Here is a 23,870-nt window from a genome sequence, read left to right as displayed (position 1 = left end):
CTGTCCTGGTTTCCGGAATTCACCCAAAACGGAAACTGAACGCCCGGTAAGTATGTCCGCCATGACCAGTACCAGCGACAGCGCGCATAGCGGCGGCAGGCACGGCAGCGAGACGCGACGGCCCCGGAGGTGCGAGGCCGGGCGGGCCACGCGCAGCGGGGCGGGGAGCGGCGCCCGGAACGGGGCCGGAAGCGGCGCCGGCGGCGAGGACGTACCGCCCGGCGACGCCCCCCGAACGGAGCGCACCGGCCACCCGGGCCGACCCGACACCGACCCGCGCACTGGTCAACCCCACACCGCCGCCCCGGCCACCACCCCCATCCCCACCAGCGACAGCGCGCAGCGCTCCGCCGACGAGACCACCACCGCCACCGCCACCCAGCCCCCCGCGCGGGCCGCCACCCGGACCGCCCCGAAGCCAGCTCCGGAACCCACCCCGCGGCCCGCTCCGAAGATCGCTCCGAGGCCCGTCCCGAGGCCGCCCGCGCGGCCCGCCGCCCGCCCCGCCCCGCAGCCCCAACCGGCACAGCGACCCGCGGCGGCACGGTCCGGCGCACAGCGGCCCGAGGCGCGGCAGCCCGACGCGTGGCAGCCCGAGGCGCAGCAGCCCGACGTGCGGCAGTACCCGGCGGAGCAGCCCGGCGCGCGCCTCCCCGTGCGGTCCCGCGTGACCGCCCCCGGCGGCGGCCCGCGGCGCGTGGCGCCGACCGTGGCCGAGGCCGCGCGCGCCGGCCGCCCGGACGCCCCCGCCCGGCCCGACGCGCCGCGTCCCGTGGCCCGGGAGCGGCGCGGGCCGGTGGGTGAGGCGCGGTACGGGGCGGCCTCGGTGACGCCCGCCGGGGCGGACTGGCTCGCGTCGGCGAGCGCATTCCCGCGGAGCGTGCACGCGCTGTGGGCGGCCCGGCCGACCGCGCCCAGCGTGCTGCCGTGCGGCATCGCGTTCGACGTCGTCAGCGCGCCCGCCCTGTTCGGGCGGCGGATGGTCGATCGGCTCTGGGGCGAGGGGCCGGGGTCGGGGCCGGTGGCGGTGCAGCGCGGGCGGGTGCTGCTGTTCACCAGGCCCGGCGTGGCTCAGCGGCTGCCGTCCCTGCTGAGCTGGGAGGAGTGGGGCGCGGGGGTGGTGCCGCCGCTGCTGTGTCACGGCGCCGGCGACGCGGTGACCATCCCGCCGCTGCGCGCGCCCGAGCCGGCCGGGTTCGGGGACCTTCCGGAGGCGGCCGACCCGTTCGCCGACCCGTTCCTCGCGCGGCGCCCGGGGGCCGAGGACGGGCCGTACCGGGAGGGGGCGTACGAGGAGGCGGCGTACGCGGCCGGGGCGTACGGGGCGCGGGAGGTGGGTTCGTACGCCGGGGCGGCCGATCCGGACGCGGGCGCCCTGGCCTCCGTGGCGTCGGCGGCGGGTGGGGCGGACGCCGGGCGGCGGGCCGCCGGAGCGGGCGGCGGGTCGCGCTGGCTGGTGGCGCCCGACGTGCGGCACCCGTGGCTGCCCGGCCCCGACGTGCTGCTGTGGGCGTGCGTGCGCGCGGCCCGTGGGCAGGCGCGCGGCGCGCGGGCCGACACGCCCGTGACCAGGGCGAGCCCGTCCGGACGCGGCTGATCACGGCGGGCGTAACCGATTTTCATTCCGCCGGACCCTGGTGTTAAGGTTTTCCACGTCAGCGAGCGCCGCTAGCTCAGTTGGTTAGAGCAGCTGACTCTTAATCAGCGGGTCCGGGGTTCGAGTCCCTGGCGGCGCACCTGAGGAAGGGCCCTCGTACTTCGGTACGGGGGCCCTTCGCCATGCCCGGCGGGCACGGTCCCTCGCGCGCCGCAGGCCCGGGTCAGCCCCCGGGGTCGTGGGTGACCTTCACCGTCCAGGTGGCGCCCCGCCCCTCGGGGCCGCCCTCGGTGTACGCGTCGGCGACGGTGGCGTCCTCGACGCTGACCCGAACGCCGTCCTCGGGCGCGGCGTAGCTCTCGCCGACGTCGAGCGGCGCGTCCGCGAGGTCCGGGTAGACCGAGGCGCTCTCGCAGGCCCCGGCGTCCGGGTGCCCGTCGATGACCTTGACCGGGCCTTCGGCGGAGGCGGTCCCGCTGCGCACCCGGTAGATCAGCACGCCCTCGGAGCAGGTGCCCGCGTCGTTGCCGTACGCCCCGCGCGCCTCGATGACCAGCGCGCTCTCCGGGCCGGTGCGCACCACCACCACGCGCGGGTGGCCCGGGGCGCCGGGGGTGCGCGGGGCGCCGAGCGGGTCGAGGGTGTGCAGGGTGGTGCCGGGGCGGTGGACGCACACGACCTCGCGCCCGCCGAGCCAGCCCAGCTTCCACTTGTGCCAGCCGAACGGCTCGGGCGCCATGCCGAACTGGCTGCCCATCAGGTCCCAGTCGCCGACGTGGGTGTCCCAGTCGCCCTTGCCGTCGCTGGGGCGGTGGTAGAGGTCGGGCAGGTCGAAGACGTGGCCGGTCTCGTGGGCCAGGACGTTGTGGTCGGGCGGGTGCTGCTCGAAGACGGTGACCAGGCGGCGCAGCTTGGTGCCGTCCACGGTCAGCGGCCGGTCGAGGTTGACGACCTTGGTGGCGTCCGCGTCCACGCCCGGCGCGCCCGGGTCGGCGACCAGGTAGACCAGGTCGTACCGGCTGAAGTCGACGGCGGGATCGGCGGTGGCCAGCGCGTCGCGCAGGTAGGCGGCGCGCCGGTCGCTCTCCCAGTCGCGCTGGATGGCGTACGTGGTGGAGGGGGCCGGCATGGCCAGCCAGCGCCGCATGGGGTGGACCCGCAGGTCGAACTTCCCGTACGAGGCGCGCGCGAAGAACTGCGCGGTACCCGGGAAGTGGTCGGCGGCCAGCGCGGTTGGAGTGAGGGTGGGGCGTGCGTCGGGGAAGGACAGGAAGATCATCGCGGCGTCGAGGGTGCCGAGCGGGCGGGGATACTCCGGGTTCCAGGTGTCCAGGCCCTCGGAGTGGTGCGCCCCGGTGCGCTCCAGCGCGCACGGCCCGCCAGGGCCGACCGCGACCGCGGGGCCGGTGACCACGGTGGTGGCGATGACCGCGCTCAACGAGGTCAGCACCGCCGCCGCGCGGCGCAGGGGCCCGGCCCTGGCGGGTGCACGCGAACGCGCCACAACGACCTCCCCGGGTGGACGAGAGGACACCTCAACCACCTTGTGCGGGTTTGTCGGGGTACGCCCTGTTCCACTCAACCAGTCGAGTGACAAGCCGACCTGGCGGGTATGTAACAGAAAGTCACAGCCGGTCAATTGAAAGCTGGGATCGTGCACGGTCCGCCAAAAGCAATCATTCTCTTACCCGGGCCCCAAGGTGACGCCGATGATCGCGGCGGCGTCGCTGGAACGGCCGAAGAGCAAACCTCTATGATCGCCACATTTCCAGCGCGAATTCCCTCCCCGGGCCGCCTGCCCTGGCTGCCCGCCGCCCGGTATGCGACTGACCCACACCCTGTACGAGACGAGCGCTTTGCGGGAGCGAGCGGTGAGCGGATCTCTCGACGGCCACAGCGGCGCGCCTAGCGCGACCCTGCCGACGATGACGGAACGTAACGCACCACTGAGTGAGTACCGCGCCGCCTTTCATGCCGCGCATGTGGCGATGGCTGTCGTCGACCACGAGGGGGTGGTGCACGCCGCGAACGCGGCTCTCGGAGCGCTGCTCGGCGCCGACCCCGAGCGGTTGCGCGGCGCCAACGCCGCCGACCTCGCCGACCTGCGCGAGGACCCGCGGCTGTGGTCCGCCTACGGCGAGGTGCTGTGCGGGCGACACGACCGGCTGCGCTGCACGCGACGGCTGCGGGAGCACGACGGGCGCGCCCGCTGGGTCGAGGTCACCGTGGTCCCGCTGGCCGGGGACGTCGACCTGGCCGCCGACCTGACGGCCGCGCTGCCCGCGGACCGGCGCCGCCGGCGGCGCGCCGACCGGCGGGCCGCCGCCCGGGCCGACCGGTGCGACCAGCACCCGGAGGGGCCGGCGGAGCGGCGGGCGGTGCTGCTGACCATCGTGGACGTGAGCGAGCAACACGACCTCCAGGCCCGGCTGCGCCACCTCCAGATGCACGACCCGGTGACCCGGCTGCCCAACCGGAGCCTGTTCTTCGAGCGGCTGGCCAGCGCGCTGGAGTCGGCCACGGTGGCGCCCGGGGCGGCCCAGGTCCCGCATCCGTCGGGCGGGCCGGCCGCGCCGCACGGCGACGGGGACGCGGCGCGCACGGGGGCCGGGCACACGGCCGGTGGCATCTCCGGCGGCGGTGGCGAGCCGGGCCCGCAGCGCGGTGGTGACGCCCAGCGCGGTGGCGGGGCCGGGATGGCGGCGACGGGCAGGCGGCGCAGTGGCCGGGTCGGGCTGTGCTACCTCGACCTCGACGGCTTCAAGGCGATCAACGACACGCTAGGGCACCGGGTCGGGGACGAGTTGCTCGGCGCGGTCGGGCAGCGGCTGGCCGAGTGCGCCGCGCCCGACGGGCACCTGGTGGCCCGGCTCGGCGGCGACGAGTTCGCGCTCCTGGTGACCGACTCGACCGGCACCGACCAGCTCACCGAGTTGGCCCACGCGCTGCTCGTCGCCCTCCAGCGGCCGTTCGACGTGGCCGGGCACCGGCTGACGGTCTCGGCGAGCATCGGGGTCGTGGAGCGGCTGGCCGCCGAAACGCACACCACCGCCCTGATGCAGGCCGCCGACACCACGCTGTACTGGGCGAAGGCGGACGGCAAGGCCCGGTGGGCGCTCTTCGACCCGGAGCGCAACGCGCACCGGATGACCCGTCAGGCGCTCTCCAGCACGCTGCGGCAGGCCGTCGAGCGGGGCGAGTTCATGCTGGAGTACCAGCCGCTCGTCGGTCTGGAGGACGGCGTGGTGCGCGGCGCGGAGGCGCTGGTGCGGTGGCGGCACCCGCAGTTCGGGCTGCTGGCGCCGAATCGGTTCATCGGATTGGCGGAGGAAAACGGCGCCATCGTGCCGCTGGGCCGCTGGGTGTTGCGCACCGCGTGCTGGCAGGCCAGGCACTGGCAGGTGGCCCACCCCACCCGGCCGTTGCGGGTCAGCGTGAACGTGGCGGTGCGGCAGGTGTGGGACTCGGACCTGGTCGCGGACGTGGCGGCGACCCTCGCGGAGACGGGGCTGCCGGCCGAGCTGCTGCAACTGGAGCTCACCGAGTCGGCCGTGATGGGCTCGGCCGGCCGCCCGTTGCAGGCGTTGCAGCAGCTCAGCGACATGGGCGTGACCATCGCCATCGACGACTTCGGCACCGGCTACTCCAACCTGGCCTATCTGAGCCGGTTGCCGGTCTCCTCGCTGAAGCTGGACGGCTCGTTCGTCCGTGGCTTCCGCGCCGAGGAGCACCCGAACCCGGCCGACGAGACGATCGTCGAGGCGTTGGTGCAGCTCGCGCACCGGCTCGGGCTCACGGTGACCGCCGAGTGCGTGGAGAGCGCGGAGCAGGCCGAGCGGCTCGGGCGCATCGGCTGCGACACCGGGCAGGGCTGGTTCTTCTCCCGCCCCGTGTCGCCCGAGCAGATCTCGGCCCTGCTCCGCGAGGAGGGCACGGCCGAGGGCCGGGCGGAGGGCTGAGCGGAGGGCACGGCCGAGGGCCGAGCGGAGGGCTGAGCCGCGCCCGCCGGCCGGCGCGTCCCTGTAGCGCGGCGCGCCCCGCCCCGGGCCCCGCGCCCGGCCGGGGCGGGACCCGTACGACGGGGGTCGCGGCGGCGGCCCGTGGTCAGGGCGTGGTCGGCGCCGGCAGGCCGTACGCGTCGGCGATCAGCTCGTACGAGCGCAGCCTGGCCCGCGGGCTGTGCACGTTCGCCGTGATCACCAGCTCGTCCGCGCCGGTGCGCTTGACCAACTGGTCGAGGCCGTCGCGCACGGCGTCCGGCGTCCCGTGCACCACGTTGGCGACGTGGCTGTCCACGAACTCCCGCTCGGCCGGGGCGAACGCGTACTCCTCGGCCTCCTCCGGCGTCGGGATCAGGCCCGGCCGGCCGAGCCGCAGTCGGATCATGGACAGGGCGCCGGTCATGACCTGGCGGCGGGCCTCCCGCTCGTCATCGGCGGCCAGCGCGCCGACCCCGATGGACGCGTACGGGGCGTCCAGCACGGCCGACGGGCGGAACGAGGAGCGGTAGAGGTCGAGCGCGGGGATGGTGTTGGCCGCCGAGAAGTGGTGCGCGAAGGAGAACGGCAGCCCGAGCGCGCCGGCGAGCTGGGCGCTGAAGCCGCTGGAGCCGAGCAGCCAGATCGCGGGCCGGTCGGCGGACTGCACGCCGCCGGGGACGCTGCCCTGGATGGGCCCGGGGATGGCGTGGATGCGCGCGTACCGGTGGCCGTCGGGGAAGTCCGCGTCCAGGAACCTGGTCAGCTCGGCGAGCTGGCGGGGGAACTCGTCGGCGCCCTCGTTCAGCCGGTCCGAGCGGCGCAGCGCGGCGGCGGTCGCCCCGTCGGTGCCGGGCGCGCGTCCGAGCCCGAGGTCGACCCGGCCCGGCGCCATCGCCTCCAGGGTGCCGAACTGCTCGGCGATGACCAGCGGCGCGTGGTTGGGCAGCATGACGCCGCCGGAGCCGAGCCGGATGCGGTCGGTGTGGGCGGCGAGGTGGGCGAGGATGACCGCGGGCGACGAGCTGGCGACGCCCGGCATCGAGTGGTGCTCGGCCACCCAGAACCGGTGGAAGCCGCGCCGCTCGGCGAGCTGGACCAGCTCCACGGAGGTGCGCAGCGCGTCGCTCGCGGTCAGCCCGCTGCCGACGGTCGCCAGGTCCAGCACGGAGAGCGGTACGGGTGCGGTGCCGCTCGCCGTTCCTCGAATCGTGTCCACCGGCGTCGTGCCTCCTGAGATCGCGTACGTAGCAGAAGACCGTAACCGGAGATGGCATCCGGTTATTCCCGGGGTCTGCCACGCGACCTCGCGGGTCTCCTCGTACGGGCCACGGTACGAACCACGGCACGGACCACGGCAACGGACCCGGTACGACCCTCGCGCCCGCCGCCGATCGCGCCCAACTACCCTACGGCGAGCGCCTGTTACGCCTCACGCGGCCGGGCGCTCGGTCTCCGCCGCGAACAGTCGGCCGAGCCCGGGGCGGGTCACCGTGCGGCCGAGGAGGCGCAGGCCCTCCCAGACGGTGACCTGGTTGGCGGTCAGTACGGGCTTGCCGACGGCGGCCTCCAGGGCGGACAGGTGGGCCGCGGTGTGCAGGGCGGTGTCCGGCAGCAGCACCGCCCGCGCCCCCGGGTGGTCGCCGGCGCGCGCCAGGCCCAGCACCTCCGCCTCGCCCCAGGTGCCGACCTCGGCCGCGGTGATGACGCCGCTGGCGCGCGCCCGGACCACCTCGATGCCGGCCGCCTTGAGGAAGGCCGTGAAGCGGTCGGCGACATCCCGCGGGTACGTGGCGGCCACGGCCACCCGCTCGGCGCCGATGGCGCGCGCCGCGCGGGCGAAGGCGAAGGACGTGCTGGACGCCGGGGTGCCGGCGGTGGCCGCCAGCTCGCGCACCTGCGCGCCGGCGCCCTCCCAGCCGAAGACGAAGCTGGCGCTGGTGCAGGCCCACACGACCGCCTCCGCGCCGCGCCGGCGCAACTCCCCCACCCCGGCCGCGAGCCTGGCCGCCGAGCCCATTTCCACCAGGGCGTCCACCCGGTGCGCGTCCTCGCCGATATCGGTATGGACCAACGGCAGTCGTATATCACCGCCGAGCAGCTTCTCCAGACGCGGATAGTCGTCCTCCGCCGAGTATCCGGGGTAAAGAAATCCGACCGTCGCCACGCGCCACCTCCTGATCGATCGCTGTTCTCTCACCGGGCCACGCCACACTGTTCCGTGTCCGCTATTCGACGCCCCGCGCCCGGGAGCCGACCATGACGTCGTTCGGCCCCTTCCGAGCGCACGCGGGCCGCTGTTTCCTTCCCGCCAATTCGCCCCGCCCCCGCGTTCCGCTTCAGGGCCGACGCGGCCCGGAAACGGAACCCGTCCGCGCTGGGCGGCGGCCTCTCTGCCCGCCCCGTCGGCTAGCTGGTCGGGCCGCCGTACTCGTCCGGGGAGGGCGGCGGATCGAGGCGGTCCGGGAGGTCCGGCTCCGGGGCGCCGGACGAGCCGGCGTACGCCTCCTCCGGCGGCGGGTCGGGCGGCAGCGCGACCGGGCCCGAGCGCGCGGCGGGGTCGACCAGCGCCTGGTAGGGGCCGACGGCCCGGGCGCCCATCGTCCGCAGCGCCGACCACATCGTCACCTGGTTCGCGGACAGCACCGGCATCCGCAACTCCGCCTCCAACTGCGGAATCACGTCGTAGGTGGGGAGGTTGGTGCAACTGATGAACAGCGCGTCGGCGGAGCCGACCACCGCCAGCCGCGCCATGTCCACCACGTCCCGGTAGGGCACCCGCCAGATCTCCCTGGTCAACCCCAGGTAGGCGCGGCCCACGACGGCGATCTCGGCCGCCGCCAGGTACTCCTCCAGGGCGTCGGTGACCGACTTCGTGTACGGCGTGACCAGGGCGATCCGCCGCGCGTCCAGCTCGTCAAGGGCCGCGAGCAGCGCGCCCGACGTGGTCAGCGACGGCACCTCACCGGCCTGGGTCATCGCCGCGCACATCGCCCGCTCGCCCGGCACGCCCCCGACGAAACTGCCCGACGCGCACGCGTACGCCACCACCTCGGGCGTGACGGCGCACAGCGCCCGCACCGCCGCGTGCAGCGTCTCGTGCTCGCTGACGACGCGCGCCAGGTCGAGGCTCACCTCGACCGGGACGAACGGCGTGCGGGTCAGATGCAGCGACACCTCATCCGGAACCCAGCGCCACAGTTCGCGATCCAGCGCGAAGTCGAACGGAGCGACGACACCCACGCCACGCTGTTGCCGCGGGCCACCCAGAAAAGAGACGTCCATTTTCGAGCCCCCATACGAAACGCCGGGGTGCGGCCATTGGCCAGGGGAAAGAGAGCCGGTGAATGCCGGGACGTCGGGATAAGGAACCGTTGTTGACGACGGTAGTTTCTGCTGCCTAGCGTGGTCAATCTTCATATCCACGGTGACGTACCGCTCGCGAGGAACTTCCTACCCGCTCGACGTTTCGGAACGGTTTCCCGCCCATGCCTGAATACACCGTCGTGGTCCTTGGCGACACTCCCCCCGTACGGCTCGACCGGCTCGCCGGCCGTGCCCGCGTCCAGGTCAGCGACGCCGCGTCGCTGCCCGCGCTGCTGCCGGGCGCCGACGTGCTGCTCGTGTGGGACTTCCAGTCCGACGCGCTGCGCGACGCCTGGCCGGGTGCGGGGCCCAGGCCCGGGTGGGTGCACACGGCCAGCGCCGGCGTCGACCGACTGCTCCTCCCCGGCCTGGTCGAGTCCGAGACGGTGCTGACCAACGCGCGCGGCGTCTTCGACCAGCCGATCGCCGAGTACGTCGGCGCGCTCGTGCTGGCCTTCGCCAAGGACCTGTCCGGCACCTGGGAGCTCCAGCGCCAACGCCGCTGGCGGCACCGCGAGACCCGGCGGCTGGCCGGCACCCGCGCGGTGGTCGTCGGGGTCGGGCCGATCGGCCGGGCCATCGGCGAGTTGCTGCGGGCGCTCGGCGTGCGCGTGGAGTGGGTGGGGCGCACCGCGCGCGCGGGCGTGCGGGGCGCGGACGAGCTGCCCGACCTGTTGCCGGACGCCGACTGGGTGGTGTGCGCCGCGCCGCTGACCCCCGCGACCCGCGGCATGTTCGACCGCGCGGCGTTCGCCCGGATGGCGCCCTCGGCGTACTTCGTCAACGTGGGCCGTGGCCCGCTCGTGGTCACCGACGAGCTGCGCGCGGCGCTGCTGGAGCGGCGCCTCGCGGGGGCGGCCCTGGACGTGTTCGAGCAGGAGCCGCTGGCGTCGGACAGCGCGCTGTGGGACACGCCCGGGCTGCTGGTCTCGCCGCACATGAGCGGCGACACCGTGGGCTGGCGCGACGACCTGGCCCGGCAGTTCGAGGACAACTTCGACCGGTGGGCGGCGGGCGAGCCGCTGTTCAACGTGGTCGACAAGCGGCTCGGCTACGTGCCCGGATGAGGTACCGCGCACGAGGTCACCGCACCACCGCCCGGTGGGCCGGCCGGCGCCACCGATCGCCCGAGTGAACCCGGAGGGGCCGGATGACCGATCTGTGCGACCTGAAAGCCGTTCAACTCGTCGAGAGCTACGCGGCGCGCACCGTGTCGCCGGTCGAGGCCACCCGGGCCGCGCTGGCCCGGGCCGAACGGATCCAGCCCCTGGTGCGCGCCTTCACCCGGCTGGACGCCGAGACGGCGCTGCGCGAGGCCGCCGAGTCCGCCGCGCGGTGGGCGCGCGGCGAACCGCTGGGCCTGCTGGACGGGGTGCCGGTGTCGATCAAGGACATCCTGCTGCTGCGCGGCGGGCCCACGCTGCGCGGCTCGCTCACCCTCTCCGAACGGGGCCCGTGGACGGAGGACGCGCCGGCGGTGGCCCGGCTGCGCGAACACGGCGCGGTCTTCCTCGGCAAGACCACCACGCCCGAGTTCGGCTGGAAGGGGGTGACCGACTCGCCGCGCGAGGGCGTCACCGGCAACCCGTACGACCCCGCGCGCACCTCCGGGGGCTCCAGCGGGGGCAGCGCGGCGGCGGTGGCCTGGGGCGCCGGGCCGCTGAGCCTGGGCACCGACGGCGGCGGCTCGGTGCGCATCCCGGCCGCGTTCTGCGGCACCTTCGCGCTGAAGCCGACGTACGGGCGGGTGCCGCTGTACCCGGCGAGCCCGTTCGGAACGCTGTCGCACGTGGGCCCGATCACCCGGGACGCGGCCGACGCGGCGCTGCTGATGGACGTGATCAGCGGCGCCGACTGGCGGGACTGGTCGCAGCTCGGGGCGCCGGGCGACGGGTTCAGGGCCGGGCTCGACGAGCCGCTGACCGGGTTGCGGGTCGCCTACAGCCCCACGCTCGGCGGGGTTTCGGTGGACCCGGAGGTGGCCGTGGCGGTACGGCGGGCGGTGGAGCTGCTGGCCGAGCTGGGCGCCGTGGTCGAGGAGGCCGAGCCGGGGTTCGCCGATCCGGTGGAGGCGTTCCACGTGCTGTGGTTCAGCGGGGCCGCGCGGGTGGTGCAGCCGCTGGACGAGGAACGGCGGGCGCTGCTCGACCCGGGGCTGCGCGAGGTGTGCGAGCGGGGCGCGGCGTACAGCGCGCTCGACTACCTGGCGGCGGTGGACGCGCGGATGGCGCTCGGCCACGCGATGGGCCGCTTCCACACCCGCTACGACCTGCTGGTCACCCCGACGCTGCCGATCACCGCCTTCGCCGCCGGCGTCGAGGTGCCGCCAGGATCGGGGCTTGAGCGGTGGACCGGCTGGACGCCGTTCACCTACCCGTTCAACCTCACCCAGCAGCCGGCCGCCTCCGTGCCGTGCGGGCTCTCCTCCCGGGGGTTGCCGATCGGCGTGCAGTTGGTGGCGGCGCGGCACGCGGACGCGCTGGTGTTGCGCGCCGCGCACGCGCTGTACGGGGCGGGCGTCGCCGACGCGGTACGGCCGCCGGCGCCGGGGGCCGGGGCGTGAGCCGTGCCGGCCGTCACGCGCGGCGGAAGCTGAGGGTCTCCCCCAGCGCGCCGGCGCGCCACAGGTCCTGGCAGGCGTCGGCCATGCGGTCCAGCCCGTCGACCACGGCGCCCCAGACGATGCCGGGCACCCAGCCGGCGTCGCCGTTGATCAGCAGGTTGTTGCGCTCGTAGAACAGCGCGAGGTCGACCACTTGGGACTGGAGGGGCCGCGCCGGCGCGGGATCGGTGCCCGCGCCGCGCGCGGTGGCCGCCCGCGCCGCCTCGTAGCCGTAGGAGGCGGTGCCCAACTGGGTGTCGGTGAACGTGAAGTAACACAGGTCGCCGGGGATGGGGGTGATGGTCGGGTTCTCCAGGGGTGGCTCCTGTGGGGCGAACGGCGGCACGAGCGTGTAGATCTCGTTGCGCGCGTACTTCGCGTGGTAGACGTCGCCGCCCAGCGGGAGCGCGTTCCACACGGCGTCGCAGGTGCGGGGGGCGCGGTCGTCGAGCAGCTTCGCCGTGCAGCGCACGCCGCGCCTGTCGAGTGAGACCTCCAAGAACCGGTCGGTCACCGACTGCTCCTCTCGTCGCTTTCCGGAATCCATCGTGCCGCGCCCCTCCAGGTCACGGCCTGCCCGCGGGCTACGTCAAGGGCTGGAAACGATCGGCATAACTTCAACCAACTCGGGTAGCCGCGCGGCCATGGCTCGACCACGAGGGAACGACAAGGGAAAAGGGCTGGCACGGCGCTCGCTGCTCGCGGGCGGCGCGGCTCTGGGGCTGCTGGGGGCGGCCGGCTGTAGCCGAGTCTCCAGCGCGGACGCCAAGGACGGGGGAAATCTGCTGGACCGGCTCAAGACGCAGGGCACGGTGCGGCTGGGGATCGCGGGGGAGATCCCCTTCGGGTACATCGACAAGGACGGGGAGTTCACGGGGGAGGCGCCGGAGATCGCCAAGGTGATCTTCAAGCGGCTCGGGGTCGGCAGCGTGCAACCGGTACCGACGGAGTTCTCCTCACTCATTCCGGGGTTGCGCTCTCAGCAGTTCGACGTGGTCTCGGCCGGCATGTACATCGACCCGGTCCGCTGCGAGCAGGTGATCTTCTCCGATCCCGACTACAAGATGCTCGACGCGTTCATCGTGGCCAAGGGCAATCCGAAGAACCTGCACAGCTACAAGGACATCGTGCGCGCCGGCGCGCGGATGGCCAGCGGCACCGCGTACGCCCAGATCGGCTACGCGGTCACGGCGGGCGTCAAGCGCTCGGAGATCACCGTGCTGCCCGACCAGCTCGCGGGGCTGCTCGCGGTGGAACAGGGGCGCGTGGACGTGTTCGCCGGGACCACCGTGACCGTGCACAACGTGGTCAAGCAGCGCGGCAGCCGCAAGGCCGAGGCGACCGAGCCGTTCCAGGCGCTGGACGCCGACGGCAAGCCGGCGATCGGCGCGGGCGGGTTCGCCTTCCGCCCGGCGGAGACCAAGCTCCGGGACGCCTTCAACGTGGAGCTGCACAAGATGAAGAAGAGCGGCGAACTCCTGCGCATCATGCGGCCGTTCGGCTTCACCGAGACGGAGATGACCGATCTCACGGCCAAGGAGTTGTGTTCATGACCGCGGGACTGTGGGAGCACTGGCTCCTCCCCGGCATCTGGATCACCGTGCAGCTCACGCTCTACAGCGCGGTCTTCGCCACCCTGGTGGCCTTCGGCGTCGGCATCGCGCGCACCTCGCGGCTGTGGATCGTCCGCTTCCTGACCGGCTTCTACGTGGAGGTCTTCCGCGGCACCTCGGCCCTGGTGTTGATGTTCTGGTTGTTCTTCGTGATGCCGCTGGGCTTTGAGTTCCAGCTCGTCCCCATGTGGGCCGCGGTGCTGGCCCTGGGCCTTACGTACGGGGCGTACGGCTCCGAGATCGTGCGCGGCGCGCTGGCGGCGGTGGCCCCGGCGCAGCGTGAGGCGGCCATCGCGCTCAGCTTCTCGCCGGCGCAGCGGATGCGGCGGGTGGTGCTGCCGCAGGCCATCCCCGAGATGATCCCGCCGTTCAACAACCTACTGATCGAGCTGCTGAAGGCGACCGCGCTGGTGTCGGCCGTGAGCGTCGCGGACATCACCTTCGCCGCCCAGCTCTCGCGCCTGGCGACCGGCGACAGCCTGGAGATCTACTCGATCATCCTGGTCCTGTACTTCGTGCTCGCCTTCCTCCTCACCCGGGCGATGCGACTCCTTGAGCGCAAGGCCAAGGCGAGCATCGGGCAGGCGCCGCCGCCGGGCAACGGCCTGCTGGCCAGGCTGACGAAGGGGCCGGACAAGGCCGCGGCGAAGCGTTCCGCCATGCCGAAGTCCGCTGACGCCCTGACTCCGGGAGGTGCCAAGTGACCTGGAACTGGGACGTCGCCAGGGACTTCCTGCCCGAACTGCTCGACGGGCTGCTCATCACGTTGCAGGCCACCGCGCTCGGCTCGGTGCTCGCCTTCGCGCTCGGCCTGGTGTGGGCGCTGGCCCTGCGCTCGCCGACGCGCTTCGTGCGCTGGCCGGTGGGCGTCTTCGTGGAGTTCATCCGCAACACGCCGCTGCTGGTGCAGCTCTTCTTCTTCTACTGGGTGCTGCCGAGCTGGGACATCAAGTTCTCCGCGCTCACCACGGGCGTGATCGCGCTCGGCCTGCACTACTCGACGTACGTCGCCGAGGTCTACCGCGCCGGCATCGACGGCGTACCGGTCGGCCAGTGGGAGGCGGCCACCGCGCTGAACATGGCGCGCGGGCGGACCTGGTTCGTGGTGATCCTGCCGCAGGCCATCCGCCGCGTGGTGCCGGCCCTGGGCAACTACGTCATCGCGATGCTGAAGGACTCCCCGATGATCGCGCTGATCGGCGTCGCCGACATGCTGCAGAAGGCCCGGTCGGAGGGCGCGACCTCGTTCCAGTACATCGAGCCCTACACGATGGTCGGCATCGCCTTCATCCTCATTTCGTACCCGGCATCCCTGTTGATGCGAGCCCTGGAGCGTCGTCTTGGCCACTGAACCCCACACCCAGAACCCCGCCGTGGACGGCTCCGAGCTGATCCGCTTCGACCACGTCACCAAGCGGTTCGGCGACAACACCGTCCTGGACAACCTCGACTTCACGGTCGCCTCCGGCAAGCACGTGACCCTCATCGGCCCGTCGGGCTCCGGCAAGACGACGATCCTGCGGCTGCTGATGACGCTGCTCAAGCCTGAAGAGGGCACGATCATGGTGGACGGCGACTACCTCACCCACGAGGAGAAGAACGGCAAGCTGGTCCCTGCCGGCGAGAAGCACACCCGTGAGGTGCGCAAGAAGATCGGCATGGTCTTCCAGCAGTTCAACCTGTTCCCCAACATGCGCGTGCTACGCAACATCACCGAGGCCCCGGTGCACGTGCTCGGCATGAGCAAGGACGAGGCCGAGGAGCGCGCCCGGGGCCTGCTCGACCTGGTGGGCCTCGGCGACAAGCACGACGCGTACCCGACCCAGCTCTCCGGTGGCCAGCAGCAGCGCGTCGCCATCGCCAGGGCGCTGGCGATGCGCCCGCAGGTGCTGCTCCTCGACGAGGTGACGTCGGCGCTCGACCCGGAGCTGGTCGCGGGCGTGCTGGACGTGCTGCGGGACCTGGCGCACACGACGGACATCACCATGTTGTGCGTGACGCACGAGATGAACTTCGCCCGGGACATCTCGGACGACGTGTTGATGTTCGACGCGGGGCGCGTCATCGAGTCGGGCTCGCCGGAGAAGATCTTCAGCGAGCCGGAGCACGAGCGCACCCGCGAGTTCCTGAGCGCCGTGCTCTGAGCGCGGCACTCCGGGCCGGTCCGTGCGCCGGGCCCGGAGCGCCGTCGGCGGCTCGGTGACGATGGGGGCCCGCTGCGCGCCGCGAGCGCGGCGGTCCCCCGAGCTGATGATCCGATCCGTGACACTGGCATATGCCACCGTGGCGCGTCGCTGTTGAGCCGGGTCTCCGGCGACAGCAATTCACCCAACACCCCCGTCATGGCAACCGCTTGACGGCTATCGTGGTACGAAGCTCCGCTGCCCGAGGTCGCGCCGCGCTCCACCCATCGGCCGTGACCTGCAGCGACAGCGACACCGCAAGCGGTCACAACCTGGTAGGGGGAAACCGTGGCGCCGAAGCCCGAGCCGACCGCCCCACAGCACTCGGTACGGCATGCCCTCCGCGTGCTGGAGATGGTCTCCAAGCACACAGGTGGCGTCACCGACGTCGAGATCGCCCGTCGCATCGACGCCTCCAGCGCCCAGCTCGCCGAACTCCTGGCCATGCTGCGTCGCGAGGGGTACGTGGAACAGACGAGCGACGGGGCCTACGTCAGCGGGGAGGCGCTGCTCGTCCTCGGCGGCAGCGGCGCCAACCGCCAGCAGGCCCTGCACGCCAAGCTCCAGCGCACGCTCACCGTGCTGCGCGACACGGTCGGCGCGGCGGTCTACATCAGCCGGTACATCGACGGCGAGGTGAAGATCACCCAGTACGCGGACGGCCCGAACGCGCCGAGAGTCAACGAGTGGGTCGACTTCAGAGTCGCCGCCCACGCGAGCGCGGTCGGCAAGTGCCTGCTCACCCAGCTCGACTACGACGAGCGCCGCGAGCACCTGTCGCGCCACAAGATCGTACGGCTCACCTCCCGCACGACCACCAGCGAGCGGGTGCTCTTCAGCCGCCTGGACAGCCAGCCCGCCACGGTGCCCGTGCTCGACCTCCAGGAGTACGCGGTGGGCACCGTGTGCGCCGCCGTGCCGATCACGGCCGGCCGCGCGGTCGGCTGCCTGGCCCTGTCGCTGCCGGTGGAGCACGCGCACCGACTCCGACAGGCGGCGTACGCGCTGAACCGCGAGGCCGCGCCGGTGCTGCTGTCGCTCACGCTCTAGTCGTACTGACCACGAGCGCTCTGGCGGGGCCTCGCCGACCCGGCGGCTCGCGGCCGGGCGACCTGCCGGCTCACGGCCGGCGCGCCGCGCGGCTCGTGGCGGGCGAGCGGGCGCCGGGCGGCCAGCGGCGGGCGAGCGGGGCAGGTCACGGCGGTGGGGGCGGGTCGGGCGGTGGTTCTGAGCACCCTCGATGGGCGGGTAAGATGGACTTCGTCAACGCGCGCCGCTAGCTCAGTTGGTTAGAGCAGCTGACTCTTAATCAGCGGGTCCGGGGTTCGAGTCCCTGGCGGCGCACTTCGTATGACGCACCAGACAGCGGGCCCCCGGAGTTCTCCGGGGGCCCGCTGTCGTGCGTGCGCCCGGCCGACTCAGGCCGAGAGCGCGCCCTCGTCCCGGGCCGGCCGGCGTGCGCCGAGCGTGCCCTCGGGCGGCGGGCCGTGGCGCGGGTTCAGAACTCGACGTCCGAGCAGGCGTAGAACGCGTTGCCCGTGTCGTTGATCGTCCAGACGGCCACGAGCACGTGCTTGCCGCTGCGCTGCGGCAGGGTGGCCGGGTGGCTCACGCTGGACGAGGGCTGCCGGCCGTTGTACGGGACGGTGTGGAACGGCGTCAGGTCCAGGCTGGCCCGGGTGACCGGCTTGGTCGGGTCGAAGCCGTCCTTGGTGAGGTAGTAGCGGAAGTCGGTGGTGGAGTGCGGCACCGGAATCCGCCAGGTGAGGTTGACGCTCTGCCCGGAGGCGAGCTTGGTGGCGGGCCACTTGCCGCCGCGGGGGTCGTCGAGGGGGGCCCATCGGACGTCGCCGCCGGCGCAGATCTTGCCGTCGGCGGGGCCACGCGTCGGGAAGCCCTTCGGGCCCTCGACGCTCTGCGGCTCCCACACGATCTGGCCGCAGTTCTTGACCTTGCCCTGGGCGCACAGGATTTGTCGGCTCGGGGGGTTGTCGCTGTAGCCGTGGCTGGTGGCGGCGCCACCGGTCATCAAGACGGACGATCCCGCGATGCCGAGCCCGAGAAGGGCCGCACTGATCTTCTTACGCATGCTTGGCTCCTGACAAGCGTGTGGGGAGTGCGTGGGGAGGCGGTGCTGGCGTGCGTGAAGCGGTGCGCGGGGGGTGGGTGCTGAGGCTGGTGCGCGTAGGGGGTGGGGGCGGTCTAGACCAAGTTCGAGACTAGTCCTGCCAACTGAACATGTCCATATCAAGTGGAACCAGAACGCGGTCGCAGCGCCGCCTCGATTCCTTGACCTGTTCACCGTTCGGTTGATCGTTGCCCACCACCCAGGCACGGGCCTGCTCGGCATCCCGGCCGCCCGCCAACTGCCGTTCCACCAACCGGTGTTCGCGTACCGCGTCCGCCGTCTCCAGGTACCAGACCTCGGCCAGCGACGCGCGCGCGGCGCGCCACCCCGGGGCGTCGCAGGCCAGGTAGTTCCCCTCGGTGATCACCAGTCGGGCCGACGGGGGCACCAGGTGCCGGGCCGCCACCGGCTCGTGCAGCGTCCGGTCGTAGTCGGGTACGTAGATCTCGCGCCGCCCCTCCCGTCGCACCCGGTCCAGGAGTGCGGCGTACCCCCAGACGTCGAAGCTGGGCTCCGAGCCCTTGCGGTCGGTCAGGCCGAGCCGGCGCAACTGCGCGTTGGAGAGGTGGAACCCGTCCAACGGCAGGTACGCGGCGCTGCCCGCGCCGTGCCGCTCCCGCACGGCGGCGACCAGGGCCCGGGCCAACGTCGACTTCCCGGCCCCCGGCGCGCCGGCGATCCCCAACAGCCGCCGCGACGGGACCGCGCCCGCCACCCCGTCGGGCGCGGCGGACCGCGCCGCGTCGTCGGCGACGAGCGACCATGCCTCGGCGGCGAGCGCGGCGAGGTCCAACGGCGGCGCGGAGCGCCCCGGGCGGGCGGCCCCGTGCCCCGGAGGCTCGGGTCGCTCCGGGGGCACGGGGCTCTGCGGGCCTGCGGGGAGGTCCGGGCCTGCGGGGTTCTGGGGTACGGGGAGGTCAGCCATGCCACGGCACGCTAGGCCCTCGACGCCGCCACGCCCCACCCACCCCACCCGCGCGCCGTGCCCCGGCCGCCTTGCCCGTACGCCGTGCCCGTACGCCGTGCCCGTACGCCGTGGCGCGCCCCGCCTCCTTCGTACGCCCCGCGCCGGGCGCCCCGCGCCGCGCCGGGCGCGTCGGCGGCTCAGGCGACCTGCCGTTCCCCGGTCTCCGGGGACGGGGACTGGGCCGTGTGCAGCAGGTGGACGTAACTGTGGCGCAGGGCGATGAGGGAGGTACGGGCCTCGTGGTACGCCGCCGAGACCGGGCCGCCGCGCGGGGCCAGGCCACGGACGGGGGCGCACTGCCGCTCCAGCGCGGTCAGCCAGGCGCGTTGGGTGGCGGGCAGGTGCCGGCGCACCGCCTGCCGGCTCGCCTCGCCCGTGCGCGCCCCCGTGCCGAGCGCGGCCTCCGCCGCCTGGAGCACGGGCGGTTCGAGGGTGGCCGGCAGGTGCGCGGCGCCCCGCCCCACCGCCCCTCCCCCGTCGCGCGCGGCCCGTGGCCCCACCGGGCGCGGGTCGGCCGAGCGCGGGCCGGGCGGGCGCGGGCCCACCAAGCGCGGGGAGTGGGGGCGCGCCCGGCCGGCGTGCTCGCCGGGCGAGGCCGCCGCGCGGGCGAGCGCGGCGATGACCGTACGCTGCTGCTCGCTGGCCGTCGCGTCCGCCACCGCCCGCTGCTCGTCCAGCAGTTGGGACCGCAGCGCGTGCAGCACCCGGGCCAGCCGGCGCAGGGCGGTGGCCGTCGCGGGCGCGTCCGGGCCCTGCGTGGCGAGCGTGTGGGCCAGCGCGTCGGCGAGCCGGAACAGCCACACGCCGTGCGCCTCAAGCCGGGTGGTGGCCAGCAGGAACCGATCCAGCCGGCCCAGTGGCTCGCCGGCCGGCGTCCAGCGCACCACCGGCACCAGGGCCTCCGCGCGCACCAGTTGGTCGATCGGCATGTGGCGGCGCGGCTTGCGGGCGGTGGTCCAGTTGTGCAGGGCGAGCGCGGGCAGCGCCACGAAGTGCGGCTGGTCGAGCCGGTGCCCGAGCGCGTCCCACAGGTCGGCCAGGCCCTCGCCGGCCCCCTCCGCCGGGTCCGCGCTCGTCGGGGCCAGGTGCGCCCAGTCGCAGGCCGCGGCCAGTACGGCGACGCGCATCGCCGCCGCCTCCGCGTGCCGGTGCGTCAGCCGGGTCACGCGGGCGCGCAGCGCGGCCAGTTCGCCGGCCCGCTCCGCGCGCTCGACCAGTTCGCGGGCGGCGTCCCGCGAGGGCGCGAGGGCGACCGACGAGGCCAGCTCGTCCAACCGGACCCAGGTGCCGATCATGGCCCGGACCGGCGGCCGTTCCGGCAGGAAACCGTGCGCCAGGCGCTCTCCGAGCCCGGCCGACGAGACCGGCCCCGCGCCGCCGCCCGGCCGCGCCGGGGAGCCGGCCGGTTCCCCGTACGGTTGCGACGCCTCGCACGGCCGCGCCCCCTCGCGCGGCTGGGGCGGCACGCCCGACTCCGTCACCCACCGCTCGCCCGGGGGCTCAGCGGCCGTGGGCGTGACCGCCGGTGTGGGCGCGGGGGCGGGCGTGCCCGCGCCCGCGCCCGCGTCCGTGGTCGTGGTCGCCGTCGTGGGCTTCGTACCTGCTCCGGTCACACCCGTCACCGCCGTCTCCCCTTCCCTGCCGGGCATCCCTGTCACCTGCTCTCCGGCGCCGCGCCGCGCGCCGTGTAGAAGGCCACCGTCAGGTCCTTGACCAGGGCCTTGCGTTCGTAGTCGTCGAGTTCCACCAGGCCGCGCGTGGTGAGCCGGTGCACGGTGTCGTCCACCGCGTCCACCACCGCCGTCAGCACGCTGTCGCGGTGCCGCGCGTCGATCGCGGCGAGCTGGCTGCGCTGCATGGCGGCGGCCACCTCGGGCGCGTACGCGAGGCTGATCGGCTGGGCGGAGTACACCGTCAGGCCCACCGGTTCGCAGCGCGCCGCCAGCACCCGGGTCAGGGCGTCACCGACCGCCTGCCCGTCGCGCAAGGTGGCCGGCGCCGCGCCGTCGGCCGGGCCCGAGGCGGGGTGCGCCTGCCCGGCCGCGCCGGCGCCCGGCGCCTCGCCGTAGGTGTCGGCGGGCAGCCGGGAGAGCACCCGCGCCACCGTGGCCTCGACCTGTTCCCGCAGGTAGCCGACGTGGTCGTCCACCGAGAGCACCGCCCGGGCGGTGTCCCGTACCCGCCAGACGACGAGCACCACCACCCGCAACTCCACGCCACGCGCGTCCACCACCGGCATCGGCTCGCTGCGCCAGTGCCGCAGCCGTACGTCCACGCGCCGGCGCAGCACCAGCGGGCTGATCCACACCAGGCCGGTCCTGCGCACGCTCCCCCGGTAGCGGCCGAACGCGCTGAGCACCCACGCGCTGCCCACCCGTCCCCGGCCGAGCCCGCCGAAGGCGAGCAGGGCGACGGCGCCCGCGACGGCGACCGCCGCCCACAGCCACGGCGGGGTGCCCGACCGCCGGCGCACGGGCAGCCCCAACGCCTCGACCCCGCGCGCCGGCAGTGCGCCGGCCCACCACAGCAGCGCGCCGCCCGAGGCCAGCGCGACGAGGCCGGCCACCACCGCGCACCAGCCGGGCAGCGCGGGCCCCGGCCGCTCCCGGGGCTCGTACGCGTACGCGTCGGGGGCCGTCGCCCCTACGGCGCTGTCCCACTCCGCGTCGTCGGCCGCCATCCGCCGTGGCGCGCCGGCGGTGCCCGGCGTCGGGCGAGCGCCGCGCGCCGTGCGGGGCCCCGCTCCGCCCACCGTGACGGTCGGTTCGGGCGCGCGTCTCACCTCGCGCAACACGCCGGTCGCGGCGCCCAGCTCCACCACCTGCCGCCCCCATGGTTCGCCGACGCCGCCGGGTCTCCCGGTCAGGAGCGGTCCGCCTGCGACCACCGACCCGCCCGCGTCGGGCCGCTTGGCCGCGCCCGCCTCCAGGACCATGCCGAACTGCCGCTTCTGGGTGGGGTGTTGGGTGACGTCGAGCCGCTGGGCCGCGTCGGGCCGGGGGGTCGTCGGGTCGGCGCGCTGGGCCGGGTCGGGCCGGTGCGCCGCGTCGGGGTGCCGGATCGCGTCGGACTGCCGGGTCGCGGCGGGCTCGCGCGCGGGGGTGGGCTCGCGGAGCGCGTCGGAGGGTGGGGCCGCGCCGGGCGCGTGGAGCGCGCCGGGCCCGTCGAGTAGGCCGGGCCCATCGAGCGCGCCGGGCCCGTCGATTGAGTCCGGCCCGTCGAGCGGGGCGAGCCCGTCGAGCGCATCGGGCCCGTCGAGTGGGTCGGGGTGCCGGGTGGTGCCGGCCGGGTGGGCGTGCGGTGGCGCGTCGCGCGCCCCGGGTGTCCGCGTCGTTGATTCCATAGACCTCTCCGTCAGACCTCTCCGTCAGCCCCCGTACCGGCCCCACGCCGGCCGTCCGCCCGTACGGCCTCCGGCTTCCGTACGGCGCGGACGGCCGCCCGCTTCGCCTCCCCCGCCCCTTCCGTCCCAGCCGCGCGCTCCGTCCTCCGCTCCCGCTCGGACCACTCACCTGCCCGTGAGTACCCGCGCCCATGTCGCGCCGTTGCTCACGCCGGCGCGGGCGAGCCGGCGGGCGGGCCCGTGGGCGGGCGTGCCGCCCGTGCGGGGCGTGCGCCGGAACCCCCGCCTCCGACTACCCGCCCGGCGGGCACTCGCGCACGCGCCGGGGGCGCGGCCGAGCCGGCCGGAGCGGCCCGCGCGGAGCGCTCACGCGAACAGCCGGCGCCAGGTCTCCGGGCCCGGGTAGCCGTTGGCGTCGGCGCCGCGCCACCCCTGGGCACGCTGGAACGCCTCGACGTTCCGGCGGTCGCTCTCCGACCAACGGCGGCTCGGGCCCTGCGCGTAGTGCCGGCCGAACCCCTTGCGCACCAGCCGCTGGCCGAGCTGCTCGACGTGCGCGTTGGACTGGCCCGGCCGGAAGGCCCCCACACCCGGGAACGCCGGCACCCGGTGACCGCCCGTACCGCCGGACCCACTACCGGACCCACTGGAGCCGCTGCCGGAGCCGGCGCCGATGTCCCGGCCCCCGCCGGTGACGAGGTAGCGCCAGGTGCTCGGCCCCGGGATGCCGTCGGCCTCGGCGCCGCGCCACCCCTGGGCGAGTTGGAAGGCCCGCGTCGCGCGGCGGTCGGCCTCGCTCCAGCGCGGCCCCGGCCCCGACGCGTAGTACTTTCCCGCGCCGCGCCGCACCAACATGCGGCCGAGTTCCGTCACATGGGCGTTGTGCGCGCCCGGCCCGAAGGCGCGCGTACCGGGAAAGGCGGTGCCGTGCTCGCCGCCGCCGGGATTCCCCGGCATTCCGCCGTCACGCACCCCGCGATAGCGGTACGCCACGTATCTGCTGGAGTTATTCCAATAGGCGTAGGGCGTCGAGCGTTTGACGGTGTGCGGGCGCGTCTGCTCGTACGCGATGTAGCGGGTCCTCGCCGCGTCGACCCAGCCGCCGAAGAGCGTCACGTGCGAACCGGCCGTGGGGTTGGCGGCGTTGTGGAAGAGCAGCATGTCCCCCGGTTCGAGCTGGCTCCTGGAAATCCGTACGGCAAAGCCGGAAAGGCTGCCGGTCCACTGGTTGCTGCCCAGGTTCCAGGCCATGGATATGAAGCCCGAACAGTCGCGCCGATAGCCGTCGGCCGCGTAACCGCCCATGCTGTACGGCACCCGCTGGTCCACCCAGCGCTGGGCCCGAGCGAGGATCGCGGCGCGGGTGATGGTGCGGCTCGACGCGGCCGTGACGGCGTGCCCGCCGCCGGGCGCGGGCTCCCCGCCGCCGTACAGCGGGCCCGGCGCGCCCTGCGGCGCATCGCCCGCCACCAGGGCCAGCGCCCCGGCGGCGGCCGTCGCCGCGTCGGCATCCGCCGCGTCCCCGGCCGCCTCGGGGTGCTCCGCAGCGCCCGGCGTGCGGGCGCCCGGCGTGCCCGGGCCGGCGGGTCTGTCGGCCGCCCCGACCCCGTGGCTCGCGGTGCCGAGCACCGTGCCGGCCGCCGCCACCAGGACCATGGCCCGCCGCGCGCCGTGGGCCGCCGGGTGACCGCCCGCGCGCGGGGGCGCCGCGTTCGGCAACGTCCTGCGGCGATCGACACATCCCGCGCACGGGCAGTCGACGGGGGGCTCGTATTCGTGGAAAACCGGCGCTGGCATACCCATCCCCTCCGAGGTCCTGCGAACACTTCACGGCGCTGCGCGCGCTTCTCAGCTTCTCAACTACCGGGACAAACCGCATGTTGACGGAGTAACTGGTGACATGAGCAACGGAATGATCTTCACAGAGCGAAACCCGACAACCGGCAGTCCAAAGTCCCGAAAGCCCGGGACTTTCGGCCCGAGAACTCGACCGCGACCATGCGATAGGGGGGCGACAAAGCGAGCGACAAGGAGGCGCGGAGAAATGCGAGCGACCGCCGGTCGCCCACGTGTTTCACGTCACAAAGCCCGGCG

19 protein-coding genes and 2 tRNA genes are annotated in these 23,870 nt (G+C 74.5%); 11 read left to right on the top strand and 10 right to left on the bottom strand.

The window, feature by feature from the left end; all coding sequences use genetic code 11:
* Positions 1 to 796: 796 nt before the first annotated feature.
* Together AC3CHW_RS23155 and AC3CHW_RS23150 are read left to right on the top strand one after the other, a co-directional pair.
* Positions 797 to 1,597: a bifunctional DNA primase/polymerase gene (locus tag AC3CHW_RS23155; RefSeq protein WP_488471141.1), complete on the top strand. Its 801-nt coding sequence runs from the start codon at positions 797 to 799 to the stop codon at positions 1,595 to 1,597.
* Between the two features lie 65 nt (positions 1,598 to 1,662).
* Positions 1,663 to 1,736: transfer RNA gene (locus tag AC3CHW_RS23150), tRNA-Lys, on the top strand.
* Between the two features lie 84 nt (positions 1,737 to 1,820).
* Here AC3CHW_RS23150 and AC3CHW_RS23145 read toward each other — a convergent pair.
* Complete coding sequence (locus tag AC3CHW_RS23145; RefSeq protein ID WP_488467723.1) at positions 1,821 to 3,101, bottom strand: M6 family metalloprotease domain-containing protein; 1,281 nt, start codon at positions 3,099 to 3,101, stop codon at positions 1,821 to 1,823.
* A 421-nt stretch (positions 3,102 to 3,522) separates the two neighbouring features.
* Here AC3CHW_RS23145 and AC3CHW_RS23140 point away from each other — a divergent pair, with 421 nt between their 5' ends.
* Positions 3,523 to 5,556 carry a putative bifunctional diguanylate cyclase/phosphodiesterase gene (locus AC3CHW_RS23140; RefSeq protein WP_488467722.1) on the top strand — a complete coding sequence of 678 codons (2,034 nt, stop codon included), beginning with the start codon at positions 3,523 to 3,525 and terminating at the stop codon, positions 5,554 to 5,556.
* Positions 5,557 to 5,701: 145 nt separating this feature from the next.
* Here AC3CHW_RS23140 and AC3CHW_RS23135 read toward each other — a convergent pair whose 3' ends face one another.
* The 3 genes from AC3CHW_RS23135 to AC3CHW_RS23125 form a co-directional block, all read right to left on the bottom strand.
* Positions 5,702 to 6,793 (bottom strand): LLM class flavin-dependent oxidoreductase, encoded by a 1,092-nt coding sequence (locus AC3CHW_RS23135; protein WP_488467721.1) that lies wholly within the window; start codon positions 6,791 to 6,793, stop codon positions 5,702 to 5,704.
* 213 nt (positions 6,794 to 7,006) lie between these two features.
* Complete coding sequence (locus tag AC3CHW_RS23130) at positions 7,007 to 7,741, bottom strand: maleate cis-trans isomerase family protein (RefSeq protein ID WP_488467720.1); 735 nt, start codon at positions 7,739 to 7,741, stop codon at positions 7,007 to 7,009.
* A 242-nt stretch (positions 7,742 to 7,983) separates the two neighbouring features.
* Complete coding sequence (locus tag AC3CHW_RS23125; protein WP_488467719.1) at positions 7,984 to 8,859, bottom strand: maleate cis-trans isomerase family protein; 876 nt, start codon at positions 8,857 to 8,859, stop codon at positions 7,984 to 7,986.
* 203 nt (positions 8,860 to 9,062) lie between these two features.
* On the opposite strand from AC3CHW_RS23125, the gene AC3CHW_RS23120 reads away from it, so the two are divergent.
* Positions 9,063 to 10,007 (top strand): D-2-hydroxyacid dehydrogenase, encoded by a 945-nt coding sequence (locus AC3CHW_RS23120; protein WP_488467718.1) that lies wholly within the window; start codon positions 9,063 to 9,065, stop codon positions 10,005 to 10,007.
* An 83-nt stretch (positions 10,008 to 10,090) separates the two neighbouring features.
* Positions 10,091 to 11,503, top strand: coding sequence for an amidase (locus tag AC3CHW_RS23115; protein WP_488467717.1), 1,413 nt, complete (start codon positions 10,091 to 10,093; stop codon positions 11,501 to 11,503).
* Positions 11,504 to 11,516: 13 nt separating this feature from the next.
* Here AC3CHW_RS23115 and AC3CHW_RS23110 read toward each other — a convergent pair whose 3' ends face one another.
* Positions 11,517 to 12,056, bottom strand: coding sequence for a DUF3830 family protein (locus AC3CHW_RS23110; protein ID WP_488467716.1), 540 nt, complete (start codon positions 12,054 to 12,056; stop codon positions 11,517 to 11,519).
* Between the two features lie 130 nt (positions 12,057 to 12,186).
* Between AC3CHW_RS23110 and ehuB the strand changes: the two genes are divergently transcribed.
* The 6 genes from ehuB to AC3CHW_RS23080 all read left to right on the top strand — a co-directional run bounded on the left by ehuB (position 12,187) and on the right by AC3CHW_RS23080 (position 16,682).
* Positions 12,187 to 13,095 (top strand): ectoine/hydroxyectoine ABC transporter substrate-binding protein EhuB, encoded by a 909-nt coding sequence (ehuB, locus tag AC3CHW_RS23105; protein WP_398612039.1) that lies wholly within the window; start codon positions 12,187 to 12,189, stop codon positions 13,093 to 13,095.
* Positions 13,092 to 13,859, top strand: coding sequence for an ectoine/hydroxyectoine ABC transporter permease subunit EhuC (ehuC, locus tag AC3CHW_RS23100; protein WP_488467715.1), 768 nt, complete (start codon positions 13,092 to 13,094; stop codon positions 13,857 to 13,859). The genes ehuB and ehuC overlap by 4 nt, the downstream gene beginning before the upstream one ends.
* Positions 13,856 to 14,506, top strand: coding sequence for an ectoine/hydroxyectoine ABC transporter permease subunit EhuD (gene ehuD, locus AC3CHW_RS23095; protein WP_398612041.1), 651 nt, complete (start codon positions 13,856 to 13,858; stop codon positions 14,504 to 14,506). Before ehuC ends, ehuD begins: the two co-directional genes overlap by 4 nt.
* 22 nt (positions 14,507 to 14,528) lie before the next feature.
* Entirely contained in the window at positions 14,529 to 15,299 is a 771-nt protein-coding gene (ehuA, locus tag AC3CHW_RS23090; RefSeq protein ID WP_398612051.1) for an ectoine/hydroxyectoine ABC transporter ATP-binding protein EhuA, read from the top strand.
* Between the two features lie 327 nt (positions 15,300 to 15,626).
* Complete coding sequence (locus tag AC3CHW_RS23085; protein ID WP_488467714.1) at positions 15,627 to 16,388, top strand: IclR family transcriptional regulator; 762 nt, start codon at positions 15,627 to 15,629, stop codon at positions 16,386 to 16,388.
* Between the two features lie 220 nt (positions 16,389 to 16,608).
* Positions 16,609 to 16,682: transfer RNA gene (locus AC3CHW_RS23080), tRNA-Lys, on the top strand.
* Between the two features lie 154 nt (positions 16,683 to 16,836).
* Here the strand turns inward: AC3CHW_RS23080 and AC3CHW_RS23075 are convergent.
* The 5 genes from AC3CHW_RS23075 to AC3CHW_RS23055 all read right to left on the bottom strand — a co-directional run bounded on the left by AC3CHW_RS23075 (position 16,837) and on the right by AC3CHW_RS23055 (position 23,573).
* The gene (locus AC3CHW_RS23075; protein ID WP_176161807.1) at positions 16,837 to 17,427 is read right to left on the bottom strand and encodes a lytic polysaccharide monooxygenase auxiliary activity family 9 protein; all 591 of its coding nucleotides are present in this window, start codon (positions 17,425 to 17,427) and stop codon (positions 16,837 to 16,839) included.
* A gap of 130 nt (positions 17,428 to 17,557) precedes the next feature.
* Positions 17,558 to 18,391: a nucleoside/nucleotide kinase family protein gene (locus AC3CHW_RS23070; protein WP_488467713.1), complete on the bottom strand. Its 834-nt coding sequence runs from the start codon at positions 18,389 to 18,391 to the stop codon at positions 17,558 to 17,560.
* A gap of 179 nt (positions 18,392 to 18,570) precedes the next feature.
* A complete protein-coding gene (locus tag AC3CHW_RS23065) occupies positions 18,571 to 20,082 on the bottom strand; it encodes a hypothetical protein (RefSeq protein ID WP_488467712.1) in 1,512 nt (503 codons plus the stop codon).
* A 5-nt stretch (positions 20,083 to 20,087) separates the two neighbouring features.
* The gene (locus AC3CHW_RS23060) at positions 20,088 to 21,776 is read right to left on the bottom strand and encodes an SPFH domain-containing protein (RefSeq protein WP_488467711.1); all 1,689 of its coding nucleotides are present in this window, start codon (positions 21,774 to 21,776) and stop codon (positions 20,088 to 20,090) included.
* 366 nt (positions 21,777 to 22,142) lie between these two features.
* Complete coding sequence (locus tag AC3CHW_RS23055) at positions 22,143 to 23,573, bottom strand: peptidoglycan-binding protein (protein ID WP_488467710.1); 1,431 nt, start codon at positions 23,571 to 23,573, stop codon at positions 22,143 to 22,145.
* Positions 23,574 to 23,870 lie beyond the last annotated feature (297 nt).

The organism is Streptomyces sp. MGP-BFMKR1 (assembly GCF_057766585.1).
Note: the sequence above shows the minus strand (reverse complement) of the source record. Positions and strands in the feature narration are given on the sequence as shown.